Consider the following 25,090-nt stretch of genomic DNA (forward strand, 5'->3'; position numbering starts at 1 on the left):
ATACTACTTAAAGGTGTAGTTCAACTGAACAGCAGAAAGAAACGCGAGGGCTTCTGCTTCAAACGTCAACTTGTTGTCCGCCGCATCTGTCTCAGTAAAGCTACCGCTCTTGCTCTGAACTAGAGTAAATCCAGCATCAAGACTTAGGTTTTCAGACCATAAATAAGTCAAACCAGCTGAATACCAAAAACGGTCACTATCAGGAATACTCAATGTCGCTTCACCAGCCTGCTCGTCATAAGCTAAACCCGCACGAAGCGTCCATTCTTTGTTTACGTTATACGTTGTGCCAACAGACCAGCGTTGATTGTTTTCATAATGTTCGGTTTTTTCAAAACAAACACCGTCTTTACACTCTGAACTGGTTGCTTTTAACTCTTCAAAGCTACTCCACTGAGTCCACTGCCAGCCATAATGAACAGCCCACTGATCATTCAGCTGATGAAATGCAGACAGTTCTAAAATAGCCGGTAGAGTAAGCTTCAACTGGCCTTTAGTTTCGTTTTTGCTGGGATCAAGAATGACCCCACCATAATGATCCGTAAACTCACCGTCATCGAAGTCAAGGTTTACTGGCGAACGATAACCGAAACCAAAGCGATTGCTCTCATCCAACTCATACGACGCACCGACATTCCAACCGAATCCAATGGTATGCCCTGTCATACTAATAATTTTGTCGCTAGGCGAACCACCTAATGGCAAACCACCTTGGTGTCGATCAAGTTCAGCTTCCGCGTAAACCAAGTTAACACCTGCGCCCAAGCTCAAACTTTCGTTTACGCGATAGGCTATGTTCGGGTTCAAATTGACAGATAATAATGACGTATTACCAGCTAAGTCCCCTGCGTATATATCATCTGGGTAATCCGTTGCTACTCCATATGTCGTAAATGAAGCAAAACCCCAAGCGAATTGGTCATTGATTGGACTAATAAAATACGCAGCTGGAACAAATTGCATCGGTGCTACGTCACTCGATTTTTGCTTAAAATCCGCATCACCAATTTTGGTTTGAGTAACATTCACCTCAGGGTCAACGATCGATAGTGCGCCAGAAAAAGTGGTATTTTCGAAAAGTGTCATGGCAGCAGGGTTACGTGCAAGAACGCTGGCATTATCGGCCACCGCACCTTCACCTGAAAATGCTCGGCCTAAGCCAGAAGCAGAATGCTCAGCGACTTGGAAGCCAGCAGATTGAGCGTTACACGCAAACAATATAGATATTGTCAGCAGAGAGCAGTGCTTTTTATTCATCCTTGACCCTCCTAGGGTAAGTTCTTTTTTGAATAGCTATTCTTTTCATTTTTATTGTGCAACACGCTGCAATAATTCTATGTTACCGCGCGCAATGTTAATCAAATGTTATTTTTTATGCATTCAAATGTCAAAAAATAACCAGGTTCTACGTAGTAAAAATGATGCATAAAACATATGAATAATATAAGGCGCTGTATTATCTACATAAATTTATAAAAAGTGGTCTGAGCAGATTTATTATGAAATTTATCGCTCAGATAAACACCATAATGCATAAATTTCACACTCAATTACTCGGTTTGACGCCTAATGCGGTGAGTTAGCATTCACTAATATTGGAGTTGTGATAAGGGTGACTTCAATTGGAAGATAATTCTCGTTACAATCAGCAAGCTACTTAAGCACAATTAATTTTATTCTCAGGGCGGGGCGAAATTCCCCACCGGCGGTGTGCCATTGTCTAGGTTTTCTAGAAAGGTAAGCCCGCGAGCGCTCGATACGTCGAGGTCAGCAGATCTGGTGAGAAGCCAGAGCCGACGGTTATAGTCCGGATGAGAGAGAATGAAACAACACCACGCTAACTATTGGGCGTGGTGCATTTCGTTTTGGCTGAGGTTCAATCAAACCTCAGTGCTCATGTATGCCCTGATTCTGGTGATATTTAGGAGATAACCATGAATCAGTCTTCACAACTTGCCGAATTTGGCGAACCCATTACTCGTGTTGAAAACGCTCTTCTTGCACTAAAAGAAGGTCGTGGTGTTTTACTTTTAGATGATGAAGATCGTGAAAACGAAGGTGACATTATCTATTCGGTCGAGTCACTAACAACACAACAAATGGCACTAATGATCCGCGAATGTAGCGGTATTGTTTGCCTTTGCTTACCAGAAGAACAAGCTGACAAACTTGAGCTTGCGCCAATGGTGACAAACAACAACAGCGCAAATCAAACGGCCTTTACGGTCTCTATTGAAGCAAAGGTTGGCGTTACAACTGGCGTGTCAGCACAAGATCGAGTCACAACCATCAAAACCGCAGCTAACCCTACCGCTCAGCCGAGCGATCTTGCTCGTCCGGGTCATGTATTCCCACTTCGCGCTCGTAAAGGTGGCGTGCTAACTCGCCGCGGCCATACTGAAGGTACGATTGATTTGATGCAAATGGCTGGCCTACAACCTGCTGGTGTACTGTGTGAAGTGACCAACCCAGATGGTAGCATGGCCAAAACGCCAGAAATCGTCGCCTTTGGTAAACTGCACAATATGCCTGTTTTGACGATTGAAGATATGGTGCTATACCGCCAGCAATTCGACCTAAAACTCGCGTAATATCCTTTAAGCCAAACGGGTATAAACGTTTGGCTTACTTTCAAACTCTTATTAACCCCTCCCTCCAACACTCTTCTGGCCTACTTTCGCGTTACATTGAATCTACGACTAAACTTTTAAACTAAAGTAACACCATCGTACGAGAGAGTGATGCACGACGAGCCAATTTCAGACGATGATCTGATGCCCATTATTGAAGACTCTGTAGACACCGCAGAGCCAATACTTCCAAGCCGTACTTGGAAAGTGCTCATCGTGGATGACGATGTAGACGTCCACCAAGCGACAAAGTTGGCACTTAAAGATCTTATTGTTGAGGATAGATCGCTCACTCTTCTCCATGCTTACTCGGCAAAAGAGGCAGAACACACTCTACAAACCGAGCTTGATATTGGGGTAATCCTGCTCGACGTAGTCATGGAGACAGACAGCGCAGGCTTAGAACTCGTTGAAACCATTCGAGACAGGCTTAACCTCTACGCGATTCGAATCATTCTCCGCACTGGCCAACCCGGCTATGCTCCGGAAATGGAAACAATACAACGTTATGATATTAATGATTATCGAACCAAGCCCGAACTAACACGCATTCGTCTTTTTACCATATTGACCAGTGCAATAAGAGCCTACAAACAGATACGTAACCAACAGATCATGCGACAAGGATTGGAGAAAGTCGTTAAAGCTAGCACTGAACTGGCTAATCTCCACGGTATGCGGCTGTTTGCTGAAGGGGCCGTAAAACAAATCAGTGCTATTTTGCAAATCGAACCTGATGGTCTTATTTGCGTACAACAAAGCAATGAGCACCATAACTCTAGTGCACAAATCATTGCAGCAGCTGGCCGTTATAGCCAATTTGTTCATTCGCCACTAGAAAAACTCAATTCACACAAAATTCGTGAATCAATACTACGCTGCTTAGAAAACCGAACCAGCTTGCTAGAGACTGGGCTAACCCTCTACTTCTCTACTGATCAAGGTCGAGGTTTGGCCGCCTATGTCGATATTGATCGTCAGTTAGACAATACAGATCGGCATCTATTGGAAGTCTTTTGCGCCAATATATCCGTCGGCTTTGATAACGTCATTCTCTATAATCGACTCAAAGAACAAGCATTTACTGACCCACTACTCAACGTTCCTAATTTAAATAGCCTGCTTAGATATCGCTACTCACCACTCAACCATTCAGAGGCATCACGCTTGGCGCTCATTGATATTGATGATTTCTCTGCATTTAATGACAGTTTTAGCCATAAATCAGGGGATGGCTTACTAAAAGCCGTCTCCGCTCGTCTAAATAGCGCATTTCCACATTGTTTTCTCGCACGTGTTGGTAGTGATGTTTTTGCTATTGTTGGAGATCAACGAGACATTGTTTTAGATCGGATCTGCGATGTTTTTGAAACCACCTTTTTGGTCGACAACCAACCTTTTAAGATCATGGCGAGTTTTGGTGTCGTCGATCTGGATCTTAACTCACATGATCTCTCAGAACATTACAAGGATGCTCAAGTCGCCCTGAAGTATGCCAAAGTCCACCATCGTGGTGCTGCCATGCTTTTCTCCCATGACATGGGCCAATCCGCTCGAGATCGAATGCTGTTACTGACCGAGCTTAAAGAAGCCCTAGATCACCAAGAGTTATTCCTAATGTATCAACCCAAATACCAATTAGGATCACTTAAACTCTCTGGGGCAGAGGCACTTCTCCGCTGGAGAAACCAACAAGGAAACCTCATCCCGCCAGACCAATTTATTCCTCTAGCAGAGCAAGCCGGTATGATGGTGAACATTGGTACATTTGTACTCAACCAAGCATGTAAGCAGTTCAAACAACTCATTGAGGCTGGGTATTCTGATGTCTCAATGGCAATCAATGTTTCTCCTGCTCAATTGGACGAGCCTAATTTTGTCTCTGTACTCGACAACGCAATTAAATCTAATCATGTACCTGCAACACAAATTGAGCTCGAAATAACAGAAACCATTGCGGCTAAGAACCTCCCCTATATTTGCAACGTGCTCAACAACGTTCGTTGCCTCGGATGCAAAATTGCCATTGACGATTTCGGCACAGGTTTCTCATCTCTCAGCCTCTTGCACAAATTACCGGCAACCAGGCTAAAGATAGATCGAATCTTTGTAGACGCTATGAATGAAGATGACACCATCGCCAAAATGATAGTGAATCTTGGTCAAACTCTTGGGATGGAAATTACTGCTGAGGGTATAGAAACCGAAATACAACACAGACAACTCAAAGCTTTTCATTGTGAAGAAGGGCAAGGGTGGCTGTTCGCTAAAGCCATGGAGATGGATGAGTTTATTGCATTCTTTAATCGTAAGCAGGATTCAACCAAATAAAGGGATACTAGCTTGATGAGTGAGCCAAATGATCTTAATCGCACCGAATCAGAACAATTAAGCTCCAAAGCCTTAATCCGTCGATACAGAACCATTATTTATGGGGCGCTACTTCTGATCATATTACTCACGCTAGGTAATACTCTTTACCTTAGCAGCCAAATTCGGACCCAAGTGGTCACAGAGCAGTACCACCAAGGCCTTCAAAGCATGTTAGCGCTCAATAAAACCATCTCAGTTTCGCTTAATCACGTTGATAGTATGCGCAATGCCCTTGAAACAGCGTACAACTACCCAGAGCTCATTCCAGATCAAAGTGCCCTCGATTTTATTAACCAAAAAGCGCAAGGCTCCTTACCCAACGCACCTTGGCAAGAGTTTCCCGCTGATATTCAACAAACAGTAGGACAACTATATGTTCGCTCCAATCCTAGAGATTACTCTTTCGATATAAAAGCACTGCTCACTATGCTTCCAGAGGTGACGTCAACTCATCAACAACACGATGATTTCCAATGGAGCTATTACTACGATGCAAACCAAGTCATTACCTATATTTACCCTTGGCTAAGCGCTACAGATATTCTCGCAGCGACTCAAAGCAATAACATGGATGATGCTCTCAATGTCATTTATGAAGCGGGCGGGACCTTTCCTTTAGAATTGATCAATCCAAAAGCTAACCCCAGCAAAGAAAAAGTATGGACAACACCTTATATGGACGCTGGCGGCAAAGGTATGATGATTTCGTTGTTGGCTCCTATCTATCACCAAGAAAAGTTCATCGGTGCTGTGGGTACGGATATTACCCTTAAAGTGCTCGACAAAATCATAACAGATAGACCGTTGGAGCATGCTCGTCTCGCGATTGTCGATGAAAACGGACTCGTCATTGGTGACAGCGCAGGGACATTACAAGGCAAAAGTGAAAGTGTTGTTCAAGACTCTGTATTATCGTTGATTTCCGTTGGTGAGGCCCACAACTCTGAATTAAGTCAAATACTCACAACACCACAAGGTTACTGGGTGTCATATCCACTTCCACACACCCCTTGGAGACTTGTCCTTGAAATAACTAACACTCAGCTTCGCTCACACATTGTTAGCACAATATTACCCAACTTAGTCATGGCTACCGCCTTTACGCTATTGTTGTTATGCGTGGTTCTCTATCAACATTGGCAATTTAGCCAACCCGCCTTAAGACTGGCTCAATTTGTCGACGAACTGCCCCATAAAACCAAAATAACACTACCAAATATCCCATCTCGATGGCGCTATTGGTTTCAACGTGCAGCAGACACCGAGCGAGATAGACGAACCTATCTAGAAACCATCGAGAAACAAACTCATGAATTAGAACAGCGCGTTGACGAACGAACTCAAGAGCTCAAAGATGCAATGGAAGTGCTGGAGGCAACTCAAGAAGAATTGGTTCGGTCAGAGAAGCTTTCCGGACTTGGCTCTTTAGTCGCAGGTGTAGCACATGAACTCAATACCCCAATAGGCAACGCCATTGTAGTCGCCAGTAGCTTAAAAGAGTGCAACGATCGGTTTGTGAAATCAACCAGAGAAGGATTGCGCCGTTCAGTGCTTGATGAGTACATTGAACAAAGCAGTGAATCCGCTGACAGCATTGAGCGTAACTTACGCCGCGCAGGCGAACTTATTTCAAGCTTCAAGCAAGTAGCCGTTGATCAATCCAGCTACCAGCGCCGCACTTTCGATCTCAGTGAAATCCTTCATGAACTGCGTATCACTATGTCACCCAACCTGACCCTAAATGGCATAACCTTAAAAGATAAGTGCGAGACTAATATTTACATGAATAGCTACCCAGGGCCCCTTACTCAAGTCTTAATGAATCTGCTCTCAAATGCACTGGTTCATGCCTTCTCAGATCAAGAGCAGAAAGTCATTCATATCGAAGGTTTTTTACAAGACCAACAAGCAATGCTCACCATTACCGATAATGGCCAAGGCATAGATAAAGATCATCTGAACAAAATCTTTGACCCCTTCTTTACAACTCGCTTAGGCCAAGGAGGCTCGGGGCTTGGGTTAAACATCGTCTATAACTTAGTGACTGGGCTACTTGGAGGCGACATTAGCGTCAAAAGTGAAATCGGCCATGGCACTTGTTTTGTATTACAACTGCCACTTAATGCACCAATCGAAGAGGAGAAAACATAAAAACAATCAGGTTAATCTTCAACACGACTGGTTGTTCGCTTTGCAGAAAGATAGACTGGCTGCTAACTCTTAAATGTCGCTGCTGGTTTAGGAATTTAAATGTCTCGCACCGAACAAATCTTTTCTCTGATAAAACAAGATGATCAGCGTGTCGATTTATTGAATATCACACGTAACCTGGCGCTTCCCCAATGTTATGTTTCGGCTGGTTTTGTTCGTAACCTTGTCTGGGATCATCTGCATGGAAAACAAACATCGACGCCATTGAATGATATTGATGTTATTTACTTTGATCCTGCAGAATCTAATTCAGCGGCCAATCTAGATTATGAAAAACAGCTCAAAGCGCTGCGACCCAATGTCAATTGGCAAGTACGAAATCAAGCAATCATGCACGTAAGAAATGGCGACAAACCCTATACCAACGTGAACCATGCCATGAGCCACTGGCCGGAAAAAGAAACCGCCGTTGCCGTAAAGATTAACGGGGATGGGAACTTAGAGTGTCTCGCGCCGTTCGGCCTAGAATCGCTGTTTAACTTGCAAGTCACGCATAACCCTAAACGAGAAATCAGCGTCTTTGACCAAAGGGTGGCAAGTAAAAACTGGCTCACCCTTTGGCCAAAGCTCACTGTCGTAAGGAACTCTGTTTAAGCCGTCACCGGCGTGCTGTTCTGCTGACGATGCTTGCCTTCCAGTATCGAAAATAGACCAAGTAAAGTCAGTGCGGCAACTGAACCAGCAAAAGAAACATAAAGTGTACTGTAGTAGTCAAACATTTGTGCCACTACCCCAACAGACAGGCTAGCCACCAGCATGCTGACATTAAGCATGTTTGAGAATAAAGTCGAAGCGGTTCCTAATCGGTGCTTCATCATATCTTGTAGCACAACCATACCCAAAGTCGCACAGACGCCAATAAAGAAGCCATTCAGCAACTGAGCCGCCAACATCGAAGCGAAGCTAGTGCTTGTCAGCATCACCAAGTAAAAAATTATCCCACTTAAAATTCCAAGCATCAGTAATTTGATCGTGCCAATCTTCTCGGCCAGCTTTCCTGCGCTCAACATGATTGGGATCTCGCATAAAGCACCTGCACCAAACAGTAAGCCCAACCAATTTGGATTCACTTGCAGCTCTTGTGAAAGATACAGCGGCATACTGGTGATGTAGAGATTGTTTGCAGCAAAGGCAAACACGACAACCAAACAATAAAGCGCTATCAAGCCATTAGGATGCGAGCCCTTTGCTTCAATTTCAGCCTCTTGCTCTGCTTCAGATGCTTTAGTGACACCATCAGGAAGATACTTTGCAATGACAATAATTGATAGGCCAACAATCGTCGCCGATACTCCAAACGAGGCGTTGTATCCGAAGCTGGCTTTGAGCATAAATGCCAACGGCGGACCAAATACCCACGCAATCGCGATACCTGCACGCATCGTCGAGAGAAACGTCGTGCTGTCTTCCACGTAGCGGTCACCATATTCACGCCCAAGCGCAAACAACTGACCAAATGCCGCGCCGCTCACACTACCAAACAAGGTCGCTATCGTAATTGCTATCCAATAATCTCGAACAACAATAAAACTGGACACCGTAATGAAGTAGCAAGTGAGTGCCACCAACAAGATGGTTTTTCGCTTCCAATTTCTATCCGATTGACGAGCAAGCAGTTGCGAAACAACCACCGCACTCACCACAGCCATCACCATATACAGGCTCAACATCATTGGTGAGGCACCTAACTCTTCGACAATAAACAAACTCGATAAAGGGTAAAAAAAGGCCCCACACAAGCCTGTGACAAACGCTGTAGCAATGAACAATATCGCCGTTTTATCTTTCAACATATGGGGGGCTCCTTTGAGTTAGATGTGAGTGTGTGTTGAGGCTACAGTCTAATCAAAGATATGCCTCTACATTGATAGTATTCGAGCTACCTCTAATACTAATCCGTCAACATAACAAACCTCTTTGACAGAAAAGCAACAATTGCATTAGCCTGTAGACGAATAGATGGAGGATCGCGATGAAGCCGTATATAGAAAATGTCATAAATGCCCCGAGCAGCGATTGGATTGTGCGTGAATATCACTGTCGGGTTAAAAAAGAAGAGTTTTCTTGTTCATGGCACTATCACACAGAATACGAATTGGTCCTCTATCGTGATCCGTCCAGGGTCTTTAATGGTAATTACTTCGCGGGGGATGCCATTGGCCCTATCCATCACAACACAATGCTGCTATACGGGCCAGGTTTGCCTCATATGATTACCGGTCAGCTCAACGGTTCTGAAGAAAAGCCCCATCACTCTGTCATCGTCTGGTTTAAACATCATTGGATAGAAAAGCTTCAAGCTACAATTCCAGAAGCACGTAACATCAAACGTTTACTGGAAAACTCCGCCTACGGGCTAATGTTTAGCGACGCAATCTCAGAAAAAGTCGCTCGGCTTCTTGAAGGCGTAGAGTTACTAGACCGACAATATCAGGCAATTCGAGTGATTGAAGTACTGCTTTTGATTGCTAACGATCCTGATTCACAGCGTCTCTCACACTCACCGTATCGCATCAGCCAACTTTCAGGAAACCAAGAGGCTCACCAAAAAGTCCAGCTCGCCACACGTTACATTGAGTCCAACTATGCCAACATCATTCGAATCTCTGATTTAAGTCGTAGCCTCCATATGAGTGAAAGCTCGGCCTACCGCCTATTTGAAAAGCATTATGGGATGAGTTTTTCCGACCACTTAAAGCAATTTAGAATTGGTAAAGCGTGTGAGCTATTGGTTAACACTTCACAACCCATTGCTTTAGTGGCAGAAAACACCGGATTTCAAAACCTCTCAAACTTTAACCGCCAGTTCAAAACGGTGAAAGAGATGACACCAACTCAGTTCCGCAACCAGTTTCAATAATAAGGGGCACCTTGCTCAAACCAGCTATCCATTAATAGCTCCCCTATTGATCTCTATAGAGCGTCACTGCGTATTGGTTGTAAACTTCACCGAGTTCTCTTATGCCATTTACCACTGTACGCCTTATCTTGGGTGACCAACTTAACTTAAGTCACTCTTGGTTTCAGCACCCAGAAAAACACGTTCTATATATCATCGCTGAACTTCATCAAGAAGCTTCTTATACTCGCCACCACATCCAAAAACACTGTGCTTTTTTTGCGGCGATGGAATGCTTCGCGCTCGATTTAAAAGAACTTGGTCATCACGTTGACTATTACGACCTCGATCAGACCAAACAATTTAGCGATTTAACCTCATTCATCACTTATGTTGTCGACCAAACTGGAGCAACGCGGTTTGAGTATCAAAGACCCGATGAACTGCGATTGGTTAATCAACTTGAGACATTGCTACTCGACGGCATTGAAATTCACCAAGCGGATACTGAACATTTTCTATTGCCTTATGAAGAAATCCCTACCTTCTTCCCCAAAGGCAAACATATTCTGATGAAGTTTTTCTATCGAAAAATGCGTAAACGATTCAACCTACTTCTGGACGGTGACAAGCCCTTAGGAGGGAAATGGAATCTAGATGCCAACAATCGCAACGCGTTCAAGCCACAAGATCTTGAAAATATCCCTCGCCCATTGATGTTTGCTAACGATGTGACAGCGATTATCGACCGGCTAAAGCGCCACGAGATAGAGAATATTGGAATATCAGAGCACCGGTTACTATGGCCCGTTAATCGCAATCAAGCTTTAACGCTATTGGCGCATTTCTGCCAGCATTGTTTGCCACTGTTTGGCTTCTTTCAAGATGCGATGACCGAAAATCATGACGCAAGGTGGAGCCTATACCACAGCCGAATTTCCTTTGCTCTCAATACAAAAATACTCTCTCCAAAAGAAGTGGTCGACGCCGCTGTCTCCGCTTATCAGCATTCCAATGGCAACATCTCTCTTGCCCAAATCGAAGGATTTGTTCGCCAAGTTATTGGCTGGAGGGAATACATTAGAGGCGTCTATTGGGCCAATATGCCCAGCTATCAATCACTGAACTTCTTTGACGCTCAGCGCCCTCTGCCCCACTACTTCTGGAGTGGCAAAACCCGTATGAATTGTATGAAACATGCCATCGGCCAATCGTTAGAATTTTCCTATACACACCACATCCAACGGTTGATGGTGACTGGTAATTTTGCTTTATTGAGCGGACTCAACCCTGACGAGGTAGAGGCTTGGTATCTCGGGATTTATATCGATGCCATCGAGTGGGTTGAAATGCCCAACACGCGCGGTATGGCTCTTTTCGCAGATGGTGGGATTGTCGGCACCAAGCCTTATGCCGCCAGCGGTGCCTATATCAATCGCATGAGTGACTACTGCAAAACATGCACTTTTAAAGTTCAGCTAAAGAGCGGCCCTTCATCCTGCCCATTAAATAGCTTGTACTGGCATTTCATGCACACCAATAGGGAACACATTGGTAAACTTCCGCGTATCGGCATGATTTATCGCAATTGGGATCGGATGACAGCAGAAGCGCAAGACGCCATTTTAACCACTGCAGAACATCACTTATCCCATATAGAGGAACTGTAATGAATATTCTTGTAATCGGAGCAAGCGGAGCAATCGGCCTTGCGATGGCAAAGCGGCTCTGTAAATATTTTCCCCAAGCCATCATTCATGCTACCTACCGAACAGAAAAGCCGGAAGCAACAGAGCCCAACCTACATTGGTACTCATTAGATGTGACCCAAGAAGCGAGCATACATGAGCTCTCTCGTTCGATGGAGAAGCTCGATTGGCTAGTCAACTGCGTGGGAATGCTGCACACCAAAGATCAACAGCCAGAAAAGAACTTACAGTCTATCGATCCTCACTTCTTCCATCAGAATATTTCTATCAATACCCTGCCTAGCCTATTGTTAGCAAAACACTTCCAAACCCAACTCAAAGCGTCTAGTGCTGCTAGATTTGCGACCATTTCAGCCAAAGTTGGCAGTATTACAGATAACCAACTTGGCGGATGGTACAGCTATCGCGCATCGAAATCGGCCCTCAATATGGCAATCAAAAACATCAGTATTGAGTGGTCGAGAATCATGCCCAACTGCGCAGTCGTCGCTCTTCACCCCGGAACGACAGACACACCATTGTCTAAGCCTTTTCAGAAAAATGTGCCTGATGGAAAACTGTTTTCTCCAGAACGAGTGGCTAAGGATTTGATCAATATGCTCGATACGCTAAAGCCTTGTGATAATGGCAGTTTCATTGCTTACAACGGAGAGAGATTGCCTTGGTAGCAAACAAAAAAACGCTTCGGACAAATCACGAAGCGCGATGGAAAAGTAAGACCGGGAGTTGTATACCCAAGATAATTGGAGTTACAGCGCGGCAACAAGCCAATTTAGCCCTATGAGCATAGGTGTTCTATGTGATTAGGGCTAAATTGGCGCAGTTAACAAAGCTGCGGCTTCAAGTATGAAGGGGATAGCCTACGATACCTGGACACTGATCTTACTGAAGCCCAACAAATGGAAATACGTTATTCGCGGATACCTCTTATGCGCGCATTGCGTCTGCGCAGCATTTCTAGCGTGAGCAGCAACAACACCGACATCAATATCAACATGCTCGCAACGGCTAAAATGGTTGGGCTGATTTGCTCACGAATGCCCGACCACATCTGCCTTGGCACTGTTCGCTGCTCTACGCCAGTAATGAATAAGGCAACCACCACTTCATCAAATGAAGTACCAAAAGCAAACAATCCACCTGAAATCATCCCTGGTCGAATCAATGGGAAAGTTACATGACGGAATGTATAAATGGGGTTGGCACCCAAGCTGTATGCGGCGCGAACTAGGCTATGATCGAAACCACTCAAAGTTGCAGTCACTGTAATCACCACAAAAGGCGTACCTAATGCCGCATGCGCAAGTACAATTCCAATAAAGGTCTGGGAGAGGTCTAAGCGAGTGTAAAAGAAGTACATTGCCGCCGCGGAGATAATCACAGGCACAATCATCGGCGAAATTAAAAATGCCATAATCGTATTACGAAAAGGGACATTGTTCGCCGCTAATCCCATTGCTGCGAGCGTACCTAAAACCGTCGCAACAATGGTGGCAGACAGGGCAATTAAGGTACTGTTCTTAAGCGCATTAACCCACTGATTACTTGAAAACATATCGCTATACCAACGAATCGAATATGCCTCAGGGTCTAAGCTCAACATACCTTCGGTGAAGGTAAAGTACGGCGTCGCATTAAACGAGAGCGGTACAATGATCAAAATTGGAGCAATTAAAAATAGAAAAACTAAGGTACAAAAGCCCAAATAACCATAGTAGCCAATACGTTCTCGTGTATTGCAATAGCTCGGTAATGCCATGATTAACCTCCTACCTTGATGTTATTGATGCCAACGATGCGATTGAAGAGATAAAACAGCGCCAGAACCACAGCAAGCAACAAGCCTCCGAGTGCTGCAGCCATTCCCCAGTTCAGCGATGTCTGCATGTGATAAGCAATCATATTGGAGATCATTTGTCCGCTGCGACCACCTACCAACGCTGGCGTGATGTAGAAACCAATCGAGAGAATAAAGGTCAATAACGCACCAGCGCCGACGCCCGGCATGGTCAACGGCATATACACCTTAATAAACGCAATTGAGGGGGTGGCACCCAGTGAACGAGCGGCGCGAAAGTAGGTTGGGCTAATGCCTTTCATTACGCTATACAGCGGCAAAATCATAAAAGGCAACAAGATATGGACCATCGCGACTATCGTGCCAAATGTGTTGTGGACCATGGCTAATCGCTCAGTCGTCACACCAGACCAAATTAAAAGGTCATTAATAACCCCCTGGTTTTGCAGCAATACAATCCAAGATGTCGTTCGAACCAAGAGTGAAGTCCAAAACGGCAGCAAAACCACAATCAGTAGCAGATTGGCTTTTTTATCAGGTAGATTCGCGAGTAAGTATGCAACCGGATAGGCCATCACCAAACAGATGAGAGTGATCGCCAATGACATACCAAATGTCTTAGTGAACAAGTCAACATACACCTGCCTTGTTTCCGGCTGCTGAGTAATATTGCCTTGCTCGTCATACCGCATATCAAGTGCGGCTAGATAATAGCTCAAGGTATAAGGAGCACTTAGCGTCTTGATTGCAGCCCAATAGCGCGGCTTAGCCCAGCGTTTATCTAGCTTTATTAGCTCCTGATGATTGACGGGAAGCGCATTGGTTTTATTGAGTTTTCGCCCTGTTTTCATCAACAAGCTACGCATTCCCGAGACTTCAATGTTGATACGATTGGCAAGCTTTGGCAGCGTTTTATCCGCGTATCGTTCACGAAGCTCCGCCATAAACACTTGTTGAATCGCCATACTCGGTAAGCCCTCATAGTCCCATTGCTTCATCACTTGTGTGGTGTTAGGAAAACCTTTCGGGACAGACTGATTATCCACACTTCGATAGAGCATCTCGATAATCGGAAAAGCAAACGTGACACAAATAAAACAGACTAAAGGGAAAATTAATAACAGGGAGCGAATCTGCTTTTGACGTTCTGCGCGTTGCAGCTGAGATTTTAAGCTACCTTTTGACTTAGACAGCTCTTTTTGAAGCGTAACCACTGAGTCTAATTCGGTAAGTTCTCTACTCATGCTGCTTCTCCCTGTTGCTCAGCATGATTCGGGCAATCTAGTGCGTGGCAATCTTCGCTGCGCCAACCAACCGTCAGCGATCCGCCCACTTCAAACTCACGCGATGAATGACTGCCATTCGTCACTTTCACCACCAACTCGCCAACGCCATCTATCTGGACAACCAGCCTGTGGTGATCGCCGTGGTAGATAAGCTCCTTGAGAATCCCCGTCACTTGATTTTCATACCAATCATCTTCTTGCACGACCATGATTTTCTCAGGGCGAATCGACAATAAGGTTTGCTCACCGGCGCGTTCTACGCTAACTGGTCTCGCCAAAATCTGCTGCTTACCGACTTTGACTGTACAACGCTTCTTGGCTTCTATTTCAATCACTTCACCCATCAACTGATTATTCTCGCCAATAAATTGCGCGACAAAAGCGTTACTCGGTGATTCATAGAGATCGGTAGGGGAAGCAAGCTGTTGGACTGCACCATTATTAAATACCGCAATGCGATCTGACATGGTCAACGCCTCATCTTGATCATGGGTAACATACAAGATGGTGATGCCCAACTTTTCATGTAAATGCTTAATCTCTAATTGCATCTGTTCACGTAGCTGCTTATCAAGCGCACCAAGAGGCTCATCCATTAACACTAGCTTAGGTTCAAAAACGAGTGCCCTTGCCAGAGCCACGCGTTGCTGCTGACCACCAGAAAGCTGTTTTGGGTAACGATTGGCCACATGCTCTAGCTCAACCATGTTAAGCGCCGACTCGACTTTCTCATTCACTTTATGCGCTGAAAGCTTGCGTACCTTGAGCGGAAAAGCGAGGTTCTCTGCTATCGTCATATGAGGGAATAACGCGTAGTTTTGAAACACCATGCCGATATCGCGCTTATGTGGCGCTAGGTTGTTCACTGGGGTGCCATCAATGAAAATCTCACCGCCAGTTGCGGTTTCAAAACCTGCCAGCATCATTAAGCAGGTGGTTTTTCCAGAGCCCGATGGACCTAACATGGTAACGAATTCACCGGGTTTGATATCCAAGTTAAAGTCTTTTACTACCAGATTTTCCCCATCATAGGTTTTCTGGACATGTTGAAAGCTTACGTATTCTTGTGGTGTTGTCATGATCTTCCCTTTTCGACAAAAGTGGTCAATCAATCCAGATAGGTAAAGAGCCCAACGGCTTAATAAGCTGCTTACATAGATGGATTGAGGGCAAGGTCTCCCCTGCCCACATTCAGGTTGTTTTACCCAAACTGTTATAGGTTGTATTTAGTTAAATCTGGGCGAGTGGCAATCGCATGCTCAACCATTGCAATCACGCGTGCACGCTCTTCGCCTTTAAGATTTTGACGAGGAGCGCGAACCTGTTCGCTACCGCGGCCACAAACCTGCTCCGCAAGCTTGATGCACTGAACCAAGGTTGGAATAGTATCGAGACGAAGAAGTGGCAAGAACCAACGATAGATTTCAAGCGCCTCGGCATAACGGCCTTGGCTTGCCAGTTTGTAGATAGCAACCGACTCCGCTGGAAACGCATTTGTTAGACCAGAGATCCAACCTGTCGCACCTAACATTAGAGACTCTAATGCAATGTCATCCACGCCACTGAACACAGTAAAGCGATCATCAAAACGGTTGTAGAGTTCAGTAATACGGCGCGTATCCGTGGTTGACTCTTTCACAGCAACAATGCTTTCAAACTCAGCCAGTTCAGCCATCATCTCAAGGCTCACATCAACGCCATAAGAGACAGGGTTGTTGTAGATCATGATTGGCATATCGGGTGTTGCTTGCGCTAGCGTGCGGTAATAATCGACCGTTTCGCTATCAGAGGTACGGTAAACCATGGCAGGCATGACCATACAACCATCGATTCCAATTTTTTGCGCATCTTGCATGTAGTCAATCGACGCTGTGGTAATCGACTCTGCCGTGCCTGCAATCAATGGGACTCGGCCGGCAACCACTTCTTGTGCAGCAGCCAGTACTTCACGTTTCTCTTGAGGGTATAAGGCACAGTTTTCGCCTACCGTACCTAAACAGATAATACCGTTAACACCATCATTGATTTGGTTATCAATCACCGTTTGTGTCGCGTCTAAATCGATGGTCTGATCTTTACGAAATTGAGTACTTACAGCTGGGTATACCCCTTTCCAATCTACTTTCATTATTTACCTTCCATTTGTATATTGTATGCAATTTTAATAGGCGTGAAGAAACGACTATCCGACTTTGGGGTAACCCCATAAAGCTATTGAACTTGTTGTTGCTCTAACACAAATTTTGTTGCGGCAAGATCTGCCAATGCACTGCCGACTGATTTGTAGAGTGTGATTTCCTGCTCGGTAATTCTGCCCACTTTTTCGCCGCTGCAAAGTTCACCGAGTTCAGCTTCAATGTCTTGCTCGCGAAACACGCCTTCGGCAATGGGAATCAAAAGATCTCCAGCTTCCGCTAACACATTAACTCGGCTATCCACAAACACACGAGAGCGTTCAACACTGAGAGAATCACACTCTCGTTTATCCTGATCATGATTACCAATCAGATCGATATGTGTACCCGGGCGAATATTACGAGCATCAAATAACGGTGTCGCAGATCCTGTCACGCAAGTAATCATATCGATTTCAGGCAAGACAGAATCCACGCTTTCAGCCACTTCGACACTGTACTGTGCACTTGGAGTCAGCGCTTGGTACTCTTGGCCTGTCACGATCTTATCCGCAGTGGCGCGAGCTTTTTCACTATCTCGCCCCCAAACGATCACCCTCTTTAACGGTCTTACGGCTGCGTATGCCCAAGCCATATAATGAGCCAGATTTCCCGTCCCACAGATAAGTAATGTGCTTGCCTGCTCTCTTGCTAAGTAATTCGCTGCCAACGCTGAGGCTGCGGCAGTACGCCAAAAAGTCATAACCTTGCCATCAAGTAAAGCCAGTGGTTCACCGTTGGTTCGATCGAACGCTAAGATTTTTGATGCCAAGCTGTCGCGACCTTCCAGATGGTTATCAGGAAAGTAAGTGAATGCCTTTACAGTAATTAAAGATTCATTCCAAGCCGGCAGCAGAGCAAAGGCATCATATTTATCTTCCTGTAGAGACATGACTCGGCGCTGAGGAATCGTTGCTTGCTGCTGATAGGTTTGACGCATGGATTGGATCAGGCCTTTCATAGTTAAGCAGTTAACGATTTGCTGAGCATCAAGATTTATCATGGGACTTTCCTTTTTAAGAGGCGACATTAGCCGCCTCGTTAATGGCGACTATTTAGTTCAACAACCAAGTATTGAACTCTTCATTTAACTCATCGGCGTAATCTGACCACCACTCATCGTCGATTAGAAAAGCCGTTTTAAAGTTGTTCGGTGCAGTTGGTAAGCTATCTAAAATTTCTTGGCTAATTTGCGCCGAAGAGGACTTACGCGTTGGGCCATAAGCCACATACTTCGCCTGCTCAGCCAGCGGCTTAGTACCAGATGAGAACTTAATAAACTCAAGTGCTAGCTTAGTATTTGGGCTCCCTTTAGGAATCGCCCAACCATTCATATAACCAAGTTGATGATCCCAAATGATTTTAAATGGCTGGCCTTCTTCGCTCGTCGCACTATGAATACGCCCATTAAAAGCAGACGCCATCACCACTTCCTTATCTGCTAGCATTTGCGGTGGCTGAGCTCCCGTTGTCCACCAAACCACTTGAGGTTTAATCGTATCAAGCTTGGCAAATGCTCTTGCTCTACCCTCTGTCGTTTCAAGTGTCTCGTAGACTTTGTCTGGTGCAACGCCATCAGCAATCAAAGCCCACTCTAAGTTACCTTGTGGCATTTTTTGCAACGCACGGCGACCCGGGTACTGGGCAAGATCAAAGAGATCAGTGAGCTGGCTTGGCTGCGCTTTGTCTTTAAAGGCATCTTCATTAATGGTCAGTACCGTAGAAACAACGATGGAGTTCACTGCACACTCATGAATCGCACCGGGAATGAAATCTTTTTCTGCAGGCGTTCCATCGTCACCGGCAGGAAGGATCGATGGATCCACGACCTCTAGCAATCCTTCAGCACAACCGCGCACGATATCTGGCTTGTCCAATGAGACGAGATCCCAGCGAACGTTATTTGCTTCTACTTGCGCTTTGATCTCCGCAAGACCACCACTGAAATCTTCTGAAACCAACTCAACACCCGTTTTTTCGATGAAAGGCTTGTGGTAAGCCTCTACCTGACTATGGGTAAACGCTCCGCCCCACGACACAACGGTTAGTTTGTCTTCAGCGTTTGCAGCGCCAGTTGTCCCTAACAGCATTCCAGAAATCAAAAGTGCTAATGGTGTAAATGTCTTTCTTGACATGTGTTTGCTCCTTTTTGTTATCTCACTTTGAGTTTTGTGGACGCCTGGATACTGCTGTTAGGCACCAAATTTGATTAACTTTTAATTAACATAATACGGCGGTATATTTTATACAATATTTAATTTTAAATTTTTTAACCAAAACGACTTAATTGAAATGGTGAGATATCGATCGCTGGTTTCTGCTCATAATGGAGTTGGCTCACAATATCTGCGGTCACTGCTGCTTGTGTTAATCCAAGATGCTGATGACCAAAGGCGAACAAGACTTTACCTTGCGAATAACTGTCAATAACAGGTAATGAATCGGGTAACGAGGGACGATTCCCCATCCACTTTTCACCACTATTTTCAAGTTTGCAATCATCAGACAAGAGTCCTTTTGCGAGTCTTTTTAGCATCTCTGCGCGCTTCATATTTGGCGGAGATTCGAGGTCGGCGTACTCCACCGTCCCGGCTAATCTCAAACCACCTTGCATTGGCGTCATGATAAATTTTCGATCTGCTGAGCTAACGGGAAACGGCAAAGAATCGGCTAAATCAGGGAGCATTAAATGGTAACCTCGCTCTGCTTGAAGAGGAACTTTGATGCCAGTAATGCGCTTTATCAAAGGCGAAGACTCTGCGCCCGTTGCAACAATCACCTTATCGAACCTCCTATGCCTACCATCTGTAATAAGCTCAGCTCCGTTATTCAACATCACGTTTTCCACTTGCTCTTTTCGCCATTCCCCGCCGAGACGCTCAAACGCAAATTTCATTTCAAGGCAGATATTGTAAGGGTTTAGGCTATGCCCTGTTTCTGAAAAGAATACTCCATGCTTCACCGTATGCGATAAGTTTGGCACGCGTAATTGAATCAACTTTTGCCCCCAGACCTCATAGCTGACACCTTGTTTTTCCAGTTGATACAAAGTCTCACTATAGGCTTTAAAACTCTCATCACTTTCAAACGTCAGCAACGAACCATCCATCACAATCAAGTGCGACAAATTCACTTTTTCAAGTAACTGATACCAACTCGACATCGCATGCTGATTCAAATTGGTTAACGCAGATGTGGCATGCTCCGTTGGTTTTTTTCTCGCTTTTGATAAGAACTGAATCATCCAACCTAGGGTTTTATGAATATCTTGAAATCGAATCGAAACCGGGCTGTTTGAGGATAGGAGCATCTTAGGCAGTTGAGGTAATAAAGCTGGCGTCGCTAAAGGGAAAACTTGTTCTGTAGCAAAGTGGCCTGCGTTACCTTTTGAGCACCCTTCACCTGCACCTCGCTTATCAAAAACGGTGACATTCTCGCCACTCAATTGCAGTTTTAATGCGATGCATAGGCCTACTATCCCACCACCAATCACGGCGATATTTTGGCCAGTTGAAGATAATTGTCTCTCCATTTATTTCTGCTCCTTATCACGTTTCCAAAACAAAATTGTATAAAATATACTTAACAACACGATAACATCCATCTCATTCAGTTCAACCCATTTCCTATTCAAGGAGCGAGAAATGAGACAAGGAACCTTCTTCTGTATCGATGCGCATACCTGTGGAAATCCAGTCCGTTTGGTGGCGGGAGGTGTCCCCCCATTACAAGGCGATACCATGAGTGCCAAGCGCCAGTTCTTTCTAGAACACTATGACTGGATCCGTCAGGCATTGATGTTCGAACCCCGTGGCCACGCCATGATGTCTGGATCTGTGGTACTGCCGCCTTGCAGTGACAACGCAGACGCTTCGATCCTGTTTATTGAGACGAGTGGCTGCTTACCCATGTGTGGTCACGGTACAATTGGTACTGTCACCTCGGCTTTAGAACATAAATTAGTGACGCCAAAAGAAGAAGGCCGTTTGATCCTTGACGTTCCAGCCGGTCAAATCGAAGTTCATTACCAGCGCGATGGCGAAAAAATCACGTCAGTAAAGATCTTCAACGTTCCGGCTTACCTCGCTCATCAGGATGTCACTGTTGATGTTGAAGGGTTAGGAGAGATCACTGTCGATGTCTCTTATGGCGGAAACTACTACGTCATTGTTGATCCTCAAGAAAATTACCTAGGGCTTGAGCACTACTCTTCCGACGAAATCTTAATGCTAAGTCCACGAGTTAGAGAGGCCGTCTCTAACGCTGTTGAGTGTGTTCACCCAAACGATCCTACCGTCTGCGGGGTTTCTCATGTGCTCTGGACAGGTACGCCAACCAAGCCGGAATCGACTGCCAAAAACGCGGTTTTCTACGGTGAAAAAGCTCTCGATCGTTCACCATGCGGCACCGGCACCAGCGCTCGTATGGCGCAGTGGCACGCGAAAGGCAAGCTCAAACAGGATGAAGACTTTGTTCATGAAAGCATTATCGGCAGTCTTTTCACTGGCCGAATTGAAGGCGTGACAGAAGTAAACGGCAAAGCCGCCATCCTACCAAGTATTGAAGGCTGGGCTCAGGTGACTGGGCACAACACCATTTGGGTCGATGATGATGACCCTTACGCATTTGGCTTCGAATTAAAATAGCCCAACCCAAGGAAAGAACATGGAAACCACAATGAAGTTTGCTGCTATCAACCCTGCCACCGAGCAGGAGCTTACGGGGCAGTTCCCCCAGCACAATGAACAAAATGTCGATCTTGCGGCCGCCGCAGCCAATGAAGTTGCCAAAGCCTATCGTCAAACCACGCCACAGCAGCGCCACGATTTACTTCACGCTATCGCAGACTCCCTAGAAGAAGCTCGTGAAGCGATCGTTGCTAGAGCCAAACTTGAGTCTGCGCTACCAGAGGCAAGACTTAACGGAGAGCTAAGCCGCACAACTGCGCAGCTGCGTTTGTTTGCCTCTGTGGTATTGGGCGGTCTTTGGCAAGAAGCCATTTTTGATAGCGCCAACCCACAAAGAGAGCCATTACCTAAACCCGATATTCGCCGTCAAAACATTGCTCTTGGCCCTGTCGCGGTATTCGGTGCTTCTAACTTTCCGCTCGCCTTTTCGACTGCGGGAGGCGATACGGCATCCGCACTAGCAGCAGGTTGTCCTGTTGTGGTTAAAGGGCATCCGGCTCATCCAGGTACAAGTGACATAGTGGCAAAATGCATTGCCAAGGCTCTAAAAAACCAAGCGCTTCCTCAGGCGATTTTCACCTTGCTGCAAGGAACAAGTCATGAGCTTGGGCAAGCGGTAGTTAAGCATCCTATGATCAAAGCGGTCGGTTTTACTGGCTCGATCCACGGAGGGCGCACACTGTTTGACTTAGCTCAACAGCGCCCTGAACCGATTCCTTTTTTTGGTGAGCTTGGTGCATCTAACCCTGTGTTTATCTTACCGGGTCGTATGAAGAACCAGCACCAAACACTCGCTGAGGAGTACTTACTCTCAATGAATATGGGCTGTGGTCAATTCTGCACCAAACCCGCAGTCGTCTTTGTTGAGAAAGGAGAGAACAGTTCGCAGTTTTTGAATGCCGTTCGCCAAGGCATTGAAAATCATCAAGGTCAAACAATGCTGACTTCTGGAATCAAACGAAACTACCTAGAACAAAGTGAAAAACGTGCTCAGCAAAAAGGCTTATCTCTCACACAATCGACACCAGATCAGGGCGTTCCATCCAAACTATTCGAAACCACGAGTGAAGCATGGCGCAATAATCCTCAATGGCAAGAAGAGATCTTTGGCCCACAATCCGTCGTGGTGATTTGTGAAACCGGCGAAGAGATGATCGCATTGAGCCAAGAACTCGCTGGTAGCTTAACAGCCACCATTCACGCTGATGAAGCCGATTATCCACTGGCGAAACGTCTGCTGCCTGAGCTTGAAGAAGTCGCAGGCCGTATCGTTTTTAACGCTTGGCCAACCGGCGTTGAGGTCAGCTATGCAATGGTCCACGGCGGCCCATATCCGGCTTCAACCATGCCAGCCAGTACCTCTGTGGGCGCAGAGGCGATCAAACGTTGGCTACGACCTGTTGCCTACCAATCTGTGCCTGATGCCCTGCTCCCAACCAGCTTACAACAAGCTAACCCACTAAATGTTCGTCGCAACGTTGATGGGAAATAACAGTCAATAACTCGATAGCCAATCATCTAGGATTGGTTATCGACCATTCAATTTATCAGTAAATTTTCAGTGTTTGATTTAGACTTTATAAAACGGCACTATGAGATTCATGGCGTAAATGCAATTCAAAGTAAACTCGTAGTGAAGCTAGGAGCGAATATGTTTCCATGGTCAAAAAATCGCATAATCAAATCAGTCGCAATGGAAATCGCACCGCGACTGTCCATTAAGTTCGGTAAGAAAGAATACTATGAACCCGAGGAAATTGATTGGGCTTTAAAAGCACTAGACAAAGAACACGATATTAAATATTGCAACTATGCCTATGCGATGATCACGCACCACAGCTTCTACATGACGTTAGGGCTATCTAGCGCTTTTGGCGCTCAACCTGAGTTTCATCGTGAAGTAAGCTATATCCTATTCAAACAAGATGCTCAACCTACCTTTGACGCTTACCTCGAATATGCCAAGATCAATGCTTCAACACCATACAACTCAAGTAATACCTCCCTTGATCAATCTGGTGGTGTAGATTTGGGTTCCGATTTTTCAGGTGGTGATAGCTTCTGATCATGTGGTCAAGTTCAGCTCTCAAAATCTATACACACGAAAAACTCCTGCTAATCCCATCCCCCAACTACTCCACAACGTAAAACGATTCTTAAGTGAGGTAGTGGGTAAATTATGTTCACTCTCAAATCTCTCCCCAATAAAAAACACTGTTCAAAATTAATTTTGTTCGATATGATTTATAAATCGCATCAATGGATTTGAGAAATAAACAATGAGAGCGTTGGTTTTACTCGCAACTTTGTACTCATCAATATCTTACAGCTCTACAGAGTATGAGTCCCCTCAGCAATACGACATTCCAGAGAAGCTCGTACTGGAAGCACAGCAGCAAGGTTGCGAAAGTGTTGTTTGCAAAGCGGTGATTGAACAAGAAGCGGTTCCAAAACCCGGCGAATTTCCCGAGCGGGAAGGCAACAAAACCCTCAACGCCATTGCGAGTGCGGTTTACATACTAGGCGAACTTGGTTTAGCGCAAAATTAGAAAGGATTCCAAATGAAAAAATTACTCTGTCTGTTAGCTTTACCCCTTCTTTTGGTTGGCTGCTCTGCGTTTCATGAACGAGAAGAACAAGCGTCCAGTAGCTTGGTTGATTTTCTTTATCCAAATAATAGAGATTACGTAGAACAAAACCCAGCAACGCCTCACCTGACACTGCCATTGAACGTAGGTATCGCATTCGTCCCTGACTCGCAATTTAGCAAACTCAACCTAACAGCCAAGCGAAAACAAGAGATTTTGTCTCAGGTTAAGCGCGAATTCTCCGAGCTCAACTATATCAATAGAATTGAGATCATCTCTGACAACTATCTAAGAGATGGCGGAGGCTTTGACAACTTAGAACAGTTATCTCGCTTATATAACGTTCAAGTAATGGCGCTTGTCTCGTATGACCAAATTGCACGTAGTACGCAAAACAACGCCGCTCTACTTTATTGGACTATTGCAGGCATGTATGTCATTCCTGGCGATGAAAATACCACTCAAACTTTTGTGGATACCGCCCTGTTTGACATTAAAAGTAAACAACTCCTGATGCGTGCTCCGGGCATCAGTAAAATAGAATCGTACTCGACCGCCGTGGGGCTTGATGACACGTTTTATCAGAACTCAGACAAAGGTTTTGATGCTGCAGTAACAGACATGGTAACTAACCTTAAAACCGAGCTAGAAACCTTTAAAGTACGGGTGAAAGAGGAACAAATCGCCGAAGTTAGCTACAGCAGCAATTATAGTGGCGGTAGCATAGCTTGGTGGTCGTTGTCAGCACTGTTCGCCTTCTCGCTAATACGTAGAAAGAGACGCAAAGCCTGATT

21 protein-coding genes and 1 riboswitch are annotated in these 25,090 nt (G+C 45.3%); of the genes, 12 read left to right on the forward strand and 9 right to left on the reverse strand.

The genetic code is table 11. The features are described from left to right. Positions 1-3 precede the first annotated feature (3 nt). Positions 4-1,257 (reverse strand): outer membrane protein transport protein, encoded by a 1,254-nt coding sequence (locus GVO60_RS01925; protein WP_159650910.1) that lies wholly within the window; start codon positions 1,255-1,257, stop codon positions 4-6. A gap of 414 nt (positions 1,258-1,671) precedes the next feature. Next, positions 1,672-1,827: riboswitch (FMN riboswitch) on the forward strand. A gap of 107 nt (positions 1,828-1,934) precedes the next feature. Between GVO60_RS01925 and ribB the strand changes: the two genes are divergently transcribed. The 4 genes from ribB to GVO60_RS01945 all read left to right on the forward strand — a co-directional run bounded on the left by ribB (position 1,935) and on the right by GVO60_RS01945 (position 7,808). Beyond that, complete coding sequence (gene ribB / locus GVO60_RS01930; RefSeq protein ID WP_159650911.1) at positions 1,935-2,591, forward strand: 3,4-dihydroxy-2-butanone-4-phosphate synthase; 657 nt, start codon at positions 1,935-1,937, stop codon at positions 2,589-2,591. A 150-nt stretch (positions 2,592-2,741) separates the two neighbouring features. After that, the gene (locus tag GVO60_RS01935) at positions 2,742-4,961 is read left to right on the forward strand and encodes a putative bifunctional diguanylate cyclase/phosphodiesterase (RefSeq protein WP_159650912.1); all 2,220 of its coding nucleotides are present in this window, start codon (positions 2,742-2,744) and stop codon (positions 4,959-4,961) included. Between the two features lie 15 nt (positions 4,962-4,976). Further along, a complete protein-coding gene (locus GVO60_RS01940) occupies positions 4,977-7,154 on the forward strand; it encodes a sensor histidine kinase (RefSeq protein ID WP_159650913.1) in 2,178 nt (725 codons plus the stop codon). Positions 7,155-7,253: 99 nt separating this feature from the next. Further along, entirely contained in the window at positions 7,254-7,808 is a 555-nt protein-coding gene (locus GVO60_RS01945; protein WP_159650914.1) for a nucleotidyltransferase family protein, read from the forward strand. Here GVO60_RS01945 and GVO60_RS01950 read toward each other — a convergent pair. Next, entirely contained in the window at positions 7,805-9,007 is a 1,203-nt protein-coding gene (locus GVO60_RS01950) for a sugar efflux transporter (protein WP_159650915.1), read from the reverse strand. The two genes, GVO60_RS01945 and GVO60_RS01950, sit on opposite strands and share 4 nt — an antisense overlap. Positions 9,008-9,186: 179 nt before the next feature. Between GVO60_RS01950 and GVO60_RS01955 the strand changes: the two genes are divergently transcribed. The 3 genes from GVO60_RS01955 to GVO60_RS01965 all read left to right on the forward strand — a co-directional run bounded on the left by GVO60_RS01955 (position 9,187) and on the right by GVO60_RS01965 (position 12,430). After that, positions 9,187-10,074: a helix-turn-helix domain-containing protein gene (locus tag GVO60_RS01955; RefSeq protein WP_159650916.1), complete on the forward strand. Its 888-nt coding sequence runs from the start codon at positions 9,187-9,189 to the stop codon at positions 10,072-10,074. Between the two features lie 101 nt (positions 10,075-10,175). After that, the gene (locus GVO60_RS01960) at positions 10,176-11,723 is read left to right on the forward strand and encodes a cryptochrome/photolyase family protein (protein ID WP_159650917.1); all 1,548 of its coding nucleotides are present in this window, start codon (positions 10,176-10,178) and stop codon (positions 11,721-11,723) included. Next, on the forward strand, positions 11,723-12,430 hold the full coding sequence (locus GVO60_RS01965; RefSeq protein ID WP_159650918.1) for an SDR family oxidoreductase: 708 nt from the start codon (positions 11,723-11,725) through the stop codon (positions 12,428-12,430). Before GVO60_RS01960 ends, GVO60_RS01965 begins: the two co-directional genes overlap by 1 nt. A gap of 242 nt (positions 12,431-12,672) precedes the next feature. On the opposite strand, the gene GVO60_RS01970 is transcribed toward GVO60_RS01965, so the two are convergent. The 7 genes from GVO60_RS01970 to GVO60_RS02000 all read right to left on the reverse strand — a co-directional run bounded on the left by GVO60_RS01970 (position 12,673) and on the right by GVO60_RS02000 (position 20,552). Then, entirely contained in the window at positions 12,673-13,521 is an 849-nt protein-coding gene (locus GVO60_RS01970; RefSeq protein WP_159650919.1) for an ABC transporter permease, read from the reverse strand. 2 nt (positions 13,522-13,523) lie between these two features. Then, on the reverse strand, positions 13,524-14,804 hold the full coding sequence (locus GVO60_RS01975; RefSeq protein WP_159650920.1) for an ABC transporter permease: 1,281 nt from the start codon (positions 14,802-14,804) through the stop codon (positions 13,524-13,526). Continuing rightward, positions 14,801-15,925: an ABC transporter ATP-binding protein gene (locus GVO60_RS01980; RefSeq protein ID WP_162596523.1), complete on the reverse strand. Its 1,125-nt coding sequence runs from the start codon at positions 15,923-15,925 to the stop codon at positions 14,801-14,803. The genes GVO60_RS01975 and GVO60_RS01980 overlap by 4 nt, the downstream gene beginning before the upstream one ends. Before the next feature lie 134 nt (positions 15,926-16,059). Then, complete coding sequence (locus GVO60_RS01985) at positions 16,060-16,974, reverse strand: dihydrodipicolinate synthase family protein (RefSeq protein ID WP_159650921.1); 915 nt, start codon at positions 16,972-16,974, stop codon at positions 16,060-16,062. A gap of 83 nt (positions 16,975-17,057) precedes the next feature. Further along, positions 17,058-18,023, reverse strand: coding sequence for a bifunctional Delta(1)-pyrroline-2-carboxylate/Delta(1)-piperideine-2-carboxylate reductase (gene lhpI, locus GVO60_RS01990; protein WP_159650922.1), 966 nt, complete (start codon positions 18,021-18,023; stop codon positions 17,058-17,060). 52 nt (positions 18,024-18,075) lie between these two features. Continuing rightward, complete coding sequence (locus GVO60_RS01995; RefSeq protein ID WP_159650923.1) at positions 18,076-19,155, reverse strand: polyamine ABC transporter substrate-binding protein; 1,080 nt, start codon at positions 19,153-19,155, stop codon at positions 18,076-18,078. Between the two features lie 134 nt (positions 19,156-19,289). Further along, positions 19,290-20,552, reverse strand: a complete 1,263-nt coding sequence (locus GVO60_RS02000; protein ID WP_159650924.1) for an NAD(P)/FAD-dependent oxidoreductase — start codon at positions 20,550-20,552, stop codon at positions 19,290-19,292. A 112-nt stretch (positions 20,553-20,664) separates the two neighbouring features. On the opposite strand from GVO60_RS02000, the gene GVO60_RS02005 reads away from it, so the two are divergent. The 5 genes from GVO60_RS02005 (at position 20,665) to rhlP (ending at position 25,088) form a co-directional block, all read left to right on the forward strand. Then, positions 20,665-21,666, forward strand: a complete 1,002-nt coding sequence (locus tag GVO60_RS02005) for a 4-hydroxyproline epimerase (protein ID WP_159650925.1) — start codon at positions 20,665-20,667, stop codon at positions 21,664-21,666. A 19-nt stretch (positions 21,667-21,685) separates the two neighbouring features. After that, positions 21,686-23,200 carry an aldehyde dehydrogenase (NADP(+)) gene (locus GVO60_RS02010; protein WP_159650926.1) on the forward strand — a complete coding sequence of 505 codons (1,515 nt, stop codon included), beginning with the start codon at positions 21,686-21,688 and terminating at the stop codon, positions 23,198-23,200. A gap of 159 nt (positions 23,201-23,359) precedes the next feature. Next, positions 23,360-23,773, forward strand: coding sequence for a DUF6559 family protein (locus GVO60_RS02015; RefSeq protein ID WP_159650927.1), 414 nt, complete (start codon positions 23,360-23,362; stop codon positions 23,771-23,773). Positions 23,774-23,987: 214 nt separating this feature from the next. After that, positions 23,988-24,257 (forward strand): hypothetical protein, encoded by a 270-nt coding sequence (locus GVO60_RS02020; RefSeq protein ID WP_159650928.1) that lies wholly within the window; start codon positions 23,988-23,990, stop codon positions 24,255-24,257. Between the two features lie 12 nt (positions 24,258-24,269). Further along, a complete protein-coding gene (gene rhlP, locus GVO60_RS02025; protein WP_159650929.1) occupies positions 24,270-25,088 on the forward strand; it encodes a rhombotarget lipoprotein in 819 nt (272 codons plus the stop codon). Positions 25,089-25,090 lie beyond the last annotated feature (2 nt).

Source organism: Vibrio atypicus, from assembly GCF_009811315.1.
Classification (GTDB): Bacteria; Pseudomonadota; Gammaproteobacteria; order Enterobacterales; family Vibrionaceae; genus Vibrio; species Vibrio atypicus.

Bases quoted from the DNA above. Each gene is read 5' to 3' on its own strand.
- GVO60_RS01925 (WP_159650910.1), bottom strand. From the start codon at position 1,257: ATGAATAAAAAGCACTGCTCTCTGCTGACAATATCTATATTGTTTGCG.
- ribB (WP_159650911.1), top strand. From the start codon at position 1,935: ATGAATCAGTCTTCACAACTTGCCGAATTTGGCGAACCCATTACTCGT.
- GVO60_RS01935 (WP_159650912.1), top strand. From the start codon at position 2,742: ATGCACGACGAGCCAATTTCAGACGATGATCTGATGCCCATTATTGAA.
- GVO60_RS01940 (WP_159650913.1), top strand. From the start codon at position 4,977: ATGAGTGAGCCAAATGATCTTAATCGCACCGAATCAGAACAATTAAGC.
- GVO60_RS01945 (WP_159650914.1), top strand. From the start codon at position 7,254: ATGTCTCGCACCGAACAAATCTTTTCTCTGATAAAACAAGATGATCAG.
- GVO60_RS01950 (WP_159650915.1), bottom strand. From the start codon at position 9,007: ATGTTGAAAGATAAAACGGCGATATTGTTCATTGCTACAGCGTTTGTC.
- GVO60_RS01955 (WP_159650916.1), top strand. From the start codon at position 9,187: ATGAAGCCGTATATAGAAAATGTCATAAATGCCCCGAGCAGCGATTGG.
- GVO60_RS01960 (WP_159650917.1), top strand. From the start codon at position 10,176: ATGCCATTTACCACTGTACGCCTTATCTTGGGTGACCAACTTAACTTA.
- GVO60_RS01965 (WP_159650918.1), top strand. From the start codon at position 11,723: ATGAATATTCTTGTAATCGGAGCAAGCGGAGCAATCGGCCTTGCGATG.
- GVO60_RS01970 (WP_159650919.1), bottom strand. From the start codon at position 13,521: ATGGCATTACCGAGCTATTGCAATACACGAGAACGTATTGGCTACTAT.
- GVO60_RS01975 (WP_159650920.1), bottom strand. From the start codon at position 14,804: ATGAGTAGAGAACTTACCGAATTAGACTCAGTGGTTACGCTTCAAAAA.
- GVO60_RS01980 (WP_162596523.1), bottom strand. From the start codon at position 15,925: ATGACAACACCACAAGAATACGTAAGCTTTCAACATGTCCAGAAAACC.
- GVO60_RS01985 (WP_159650921.1), bottom strand. From the start codon at position 16,974: ATGAAAGTAGATTGGAAAGGGGTATACCCAGCTGTAAGTACTCAATTT.
- lhpI (WP_159650922.1), bottom strand. From the start codon at position 18,023: ATGATAAATCTTGATGCTCAGCAAATCGTTAACTGCTTAACTATGAAA.
- GVO60_RS01995 (WP_159650923.1), bottom strand. From the start codon at position 19,155: ATGTCAAGAAAGACATTTACACCATTAGCACTTTTGATTTCTGGAATG.
- GVO60_RS02000 (WP_159650924.1), bottom strand. From the start codon at position 20,552: ATGGAGAGACAATTATCTTCAACTGGCCAAAATATCGCCGTGATTGGT.
- GVO60_RS02005 (WP_159650925.1), top strand. From the start codon at position 20,665: ATGAGACAAGGAACCTTCTTCTGTATCGATGCGCATACCTGTGGAAAT.
- GVO60_RS02010 (WP_159650926.1), top strand. From the start codon at position 21,686: ATGGAAACCACAATGAAGTTTGCTGCTATCAACCCTGCCACCGAGCAG.
- GVO60_RS02015 (WP_159650927.1), top strand. From the start codon at position 23,360: ATGTTTCCATGGTCAAAAAATCGCATAATCAAATCAGTCGCAATGGAA.
- GVO60_RS02020 (WP_159650928.1), top strand. From the start codon at position 23,988: ATGAGAGCGTTGGTTTTACTCGCAACTTTGTACTCATCAATATCTTAC.
- rhlP (WP_159650929.1), top strand. From the start codon at position 24,270: ATGAAAAAATTACTCTGTCTGTTAGCTTTACCCCTTCTTTTGGTTGGC.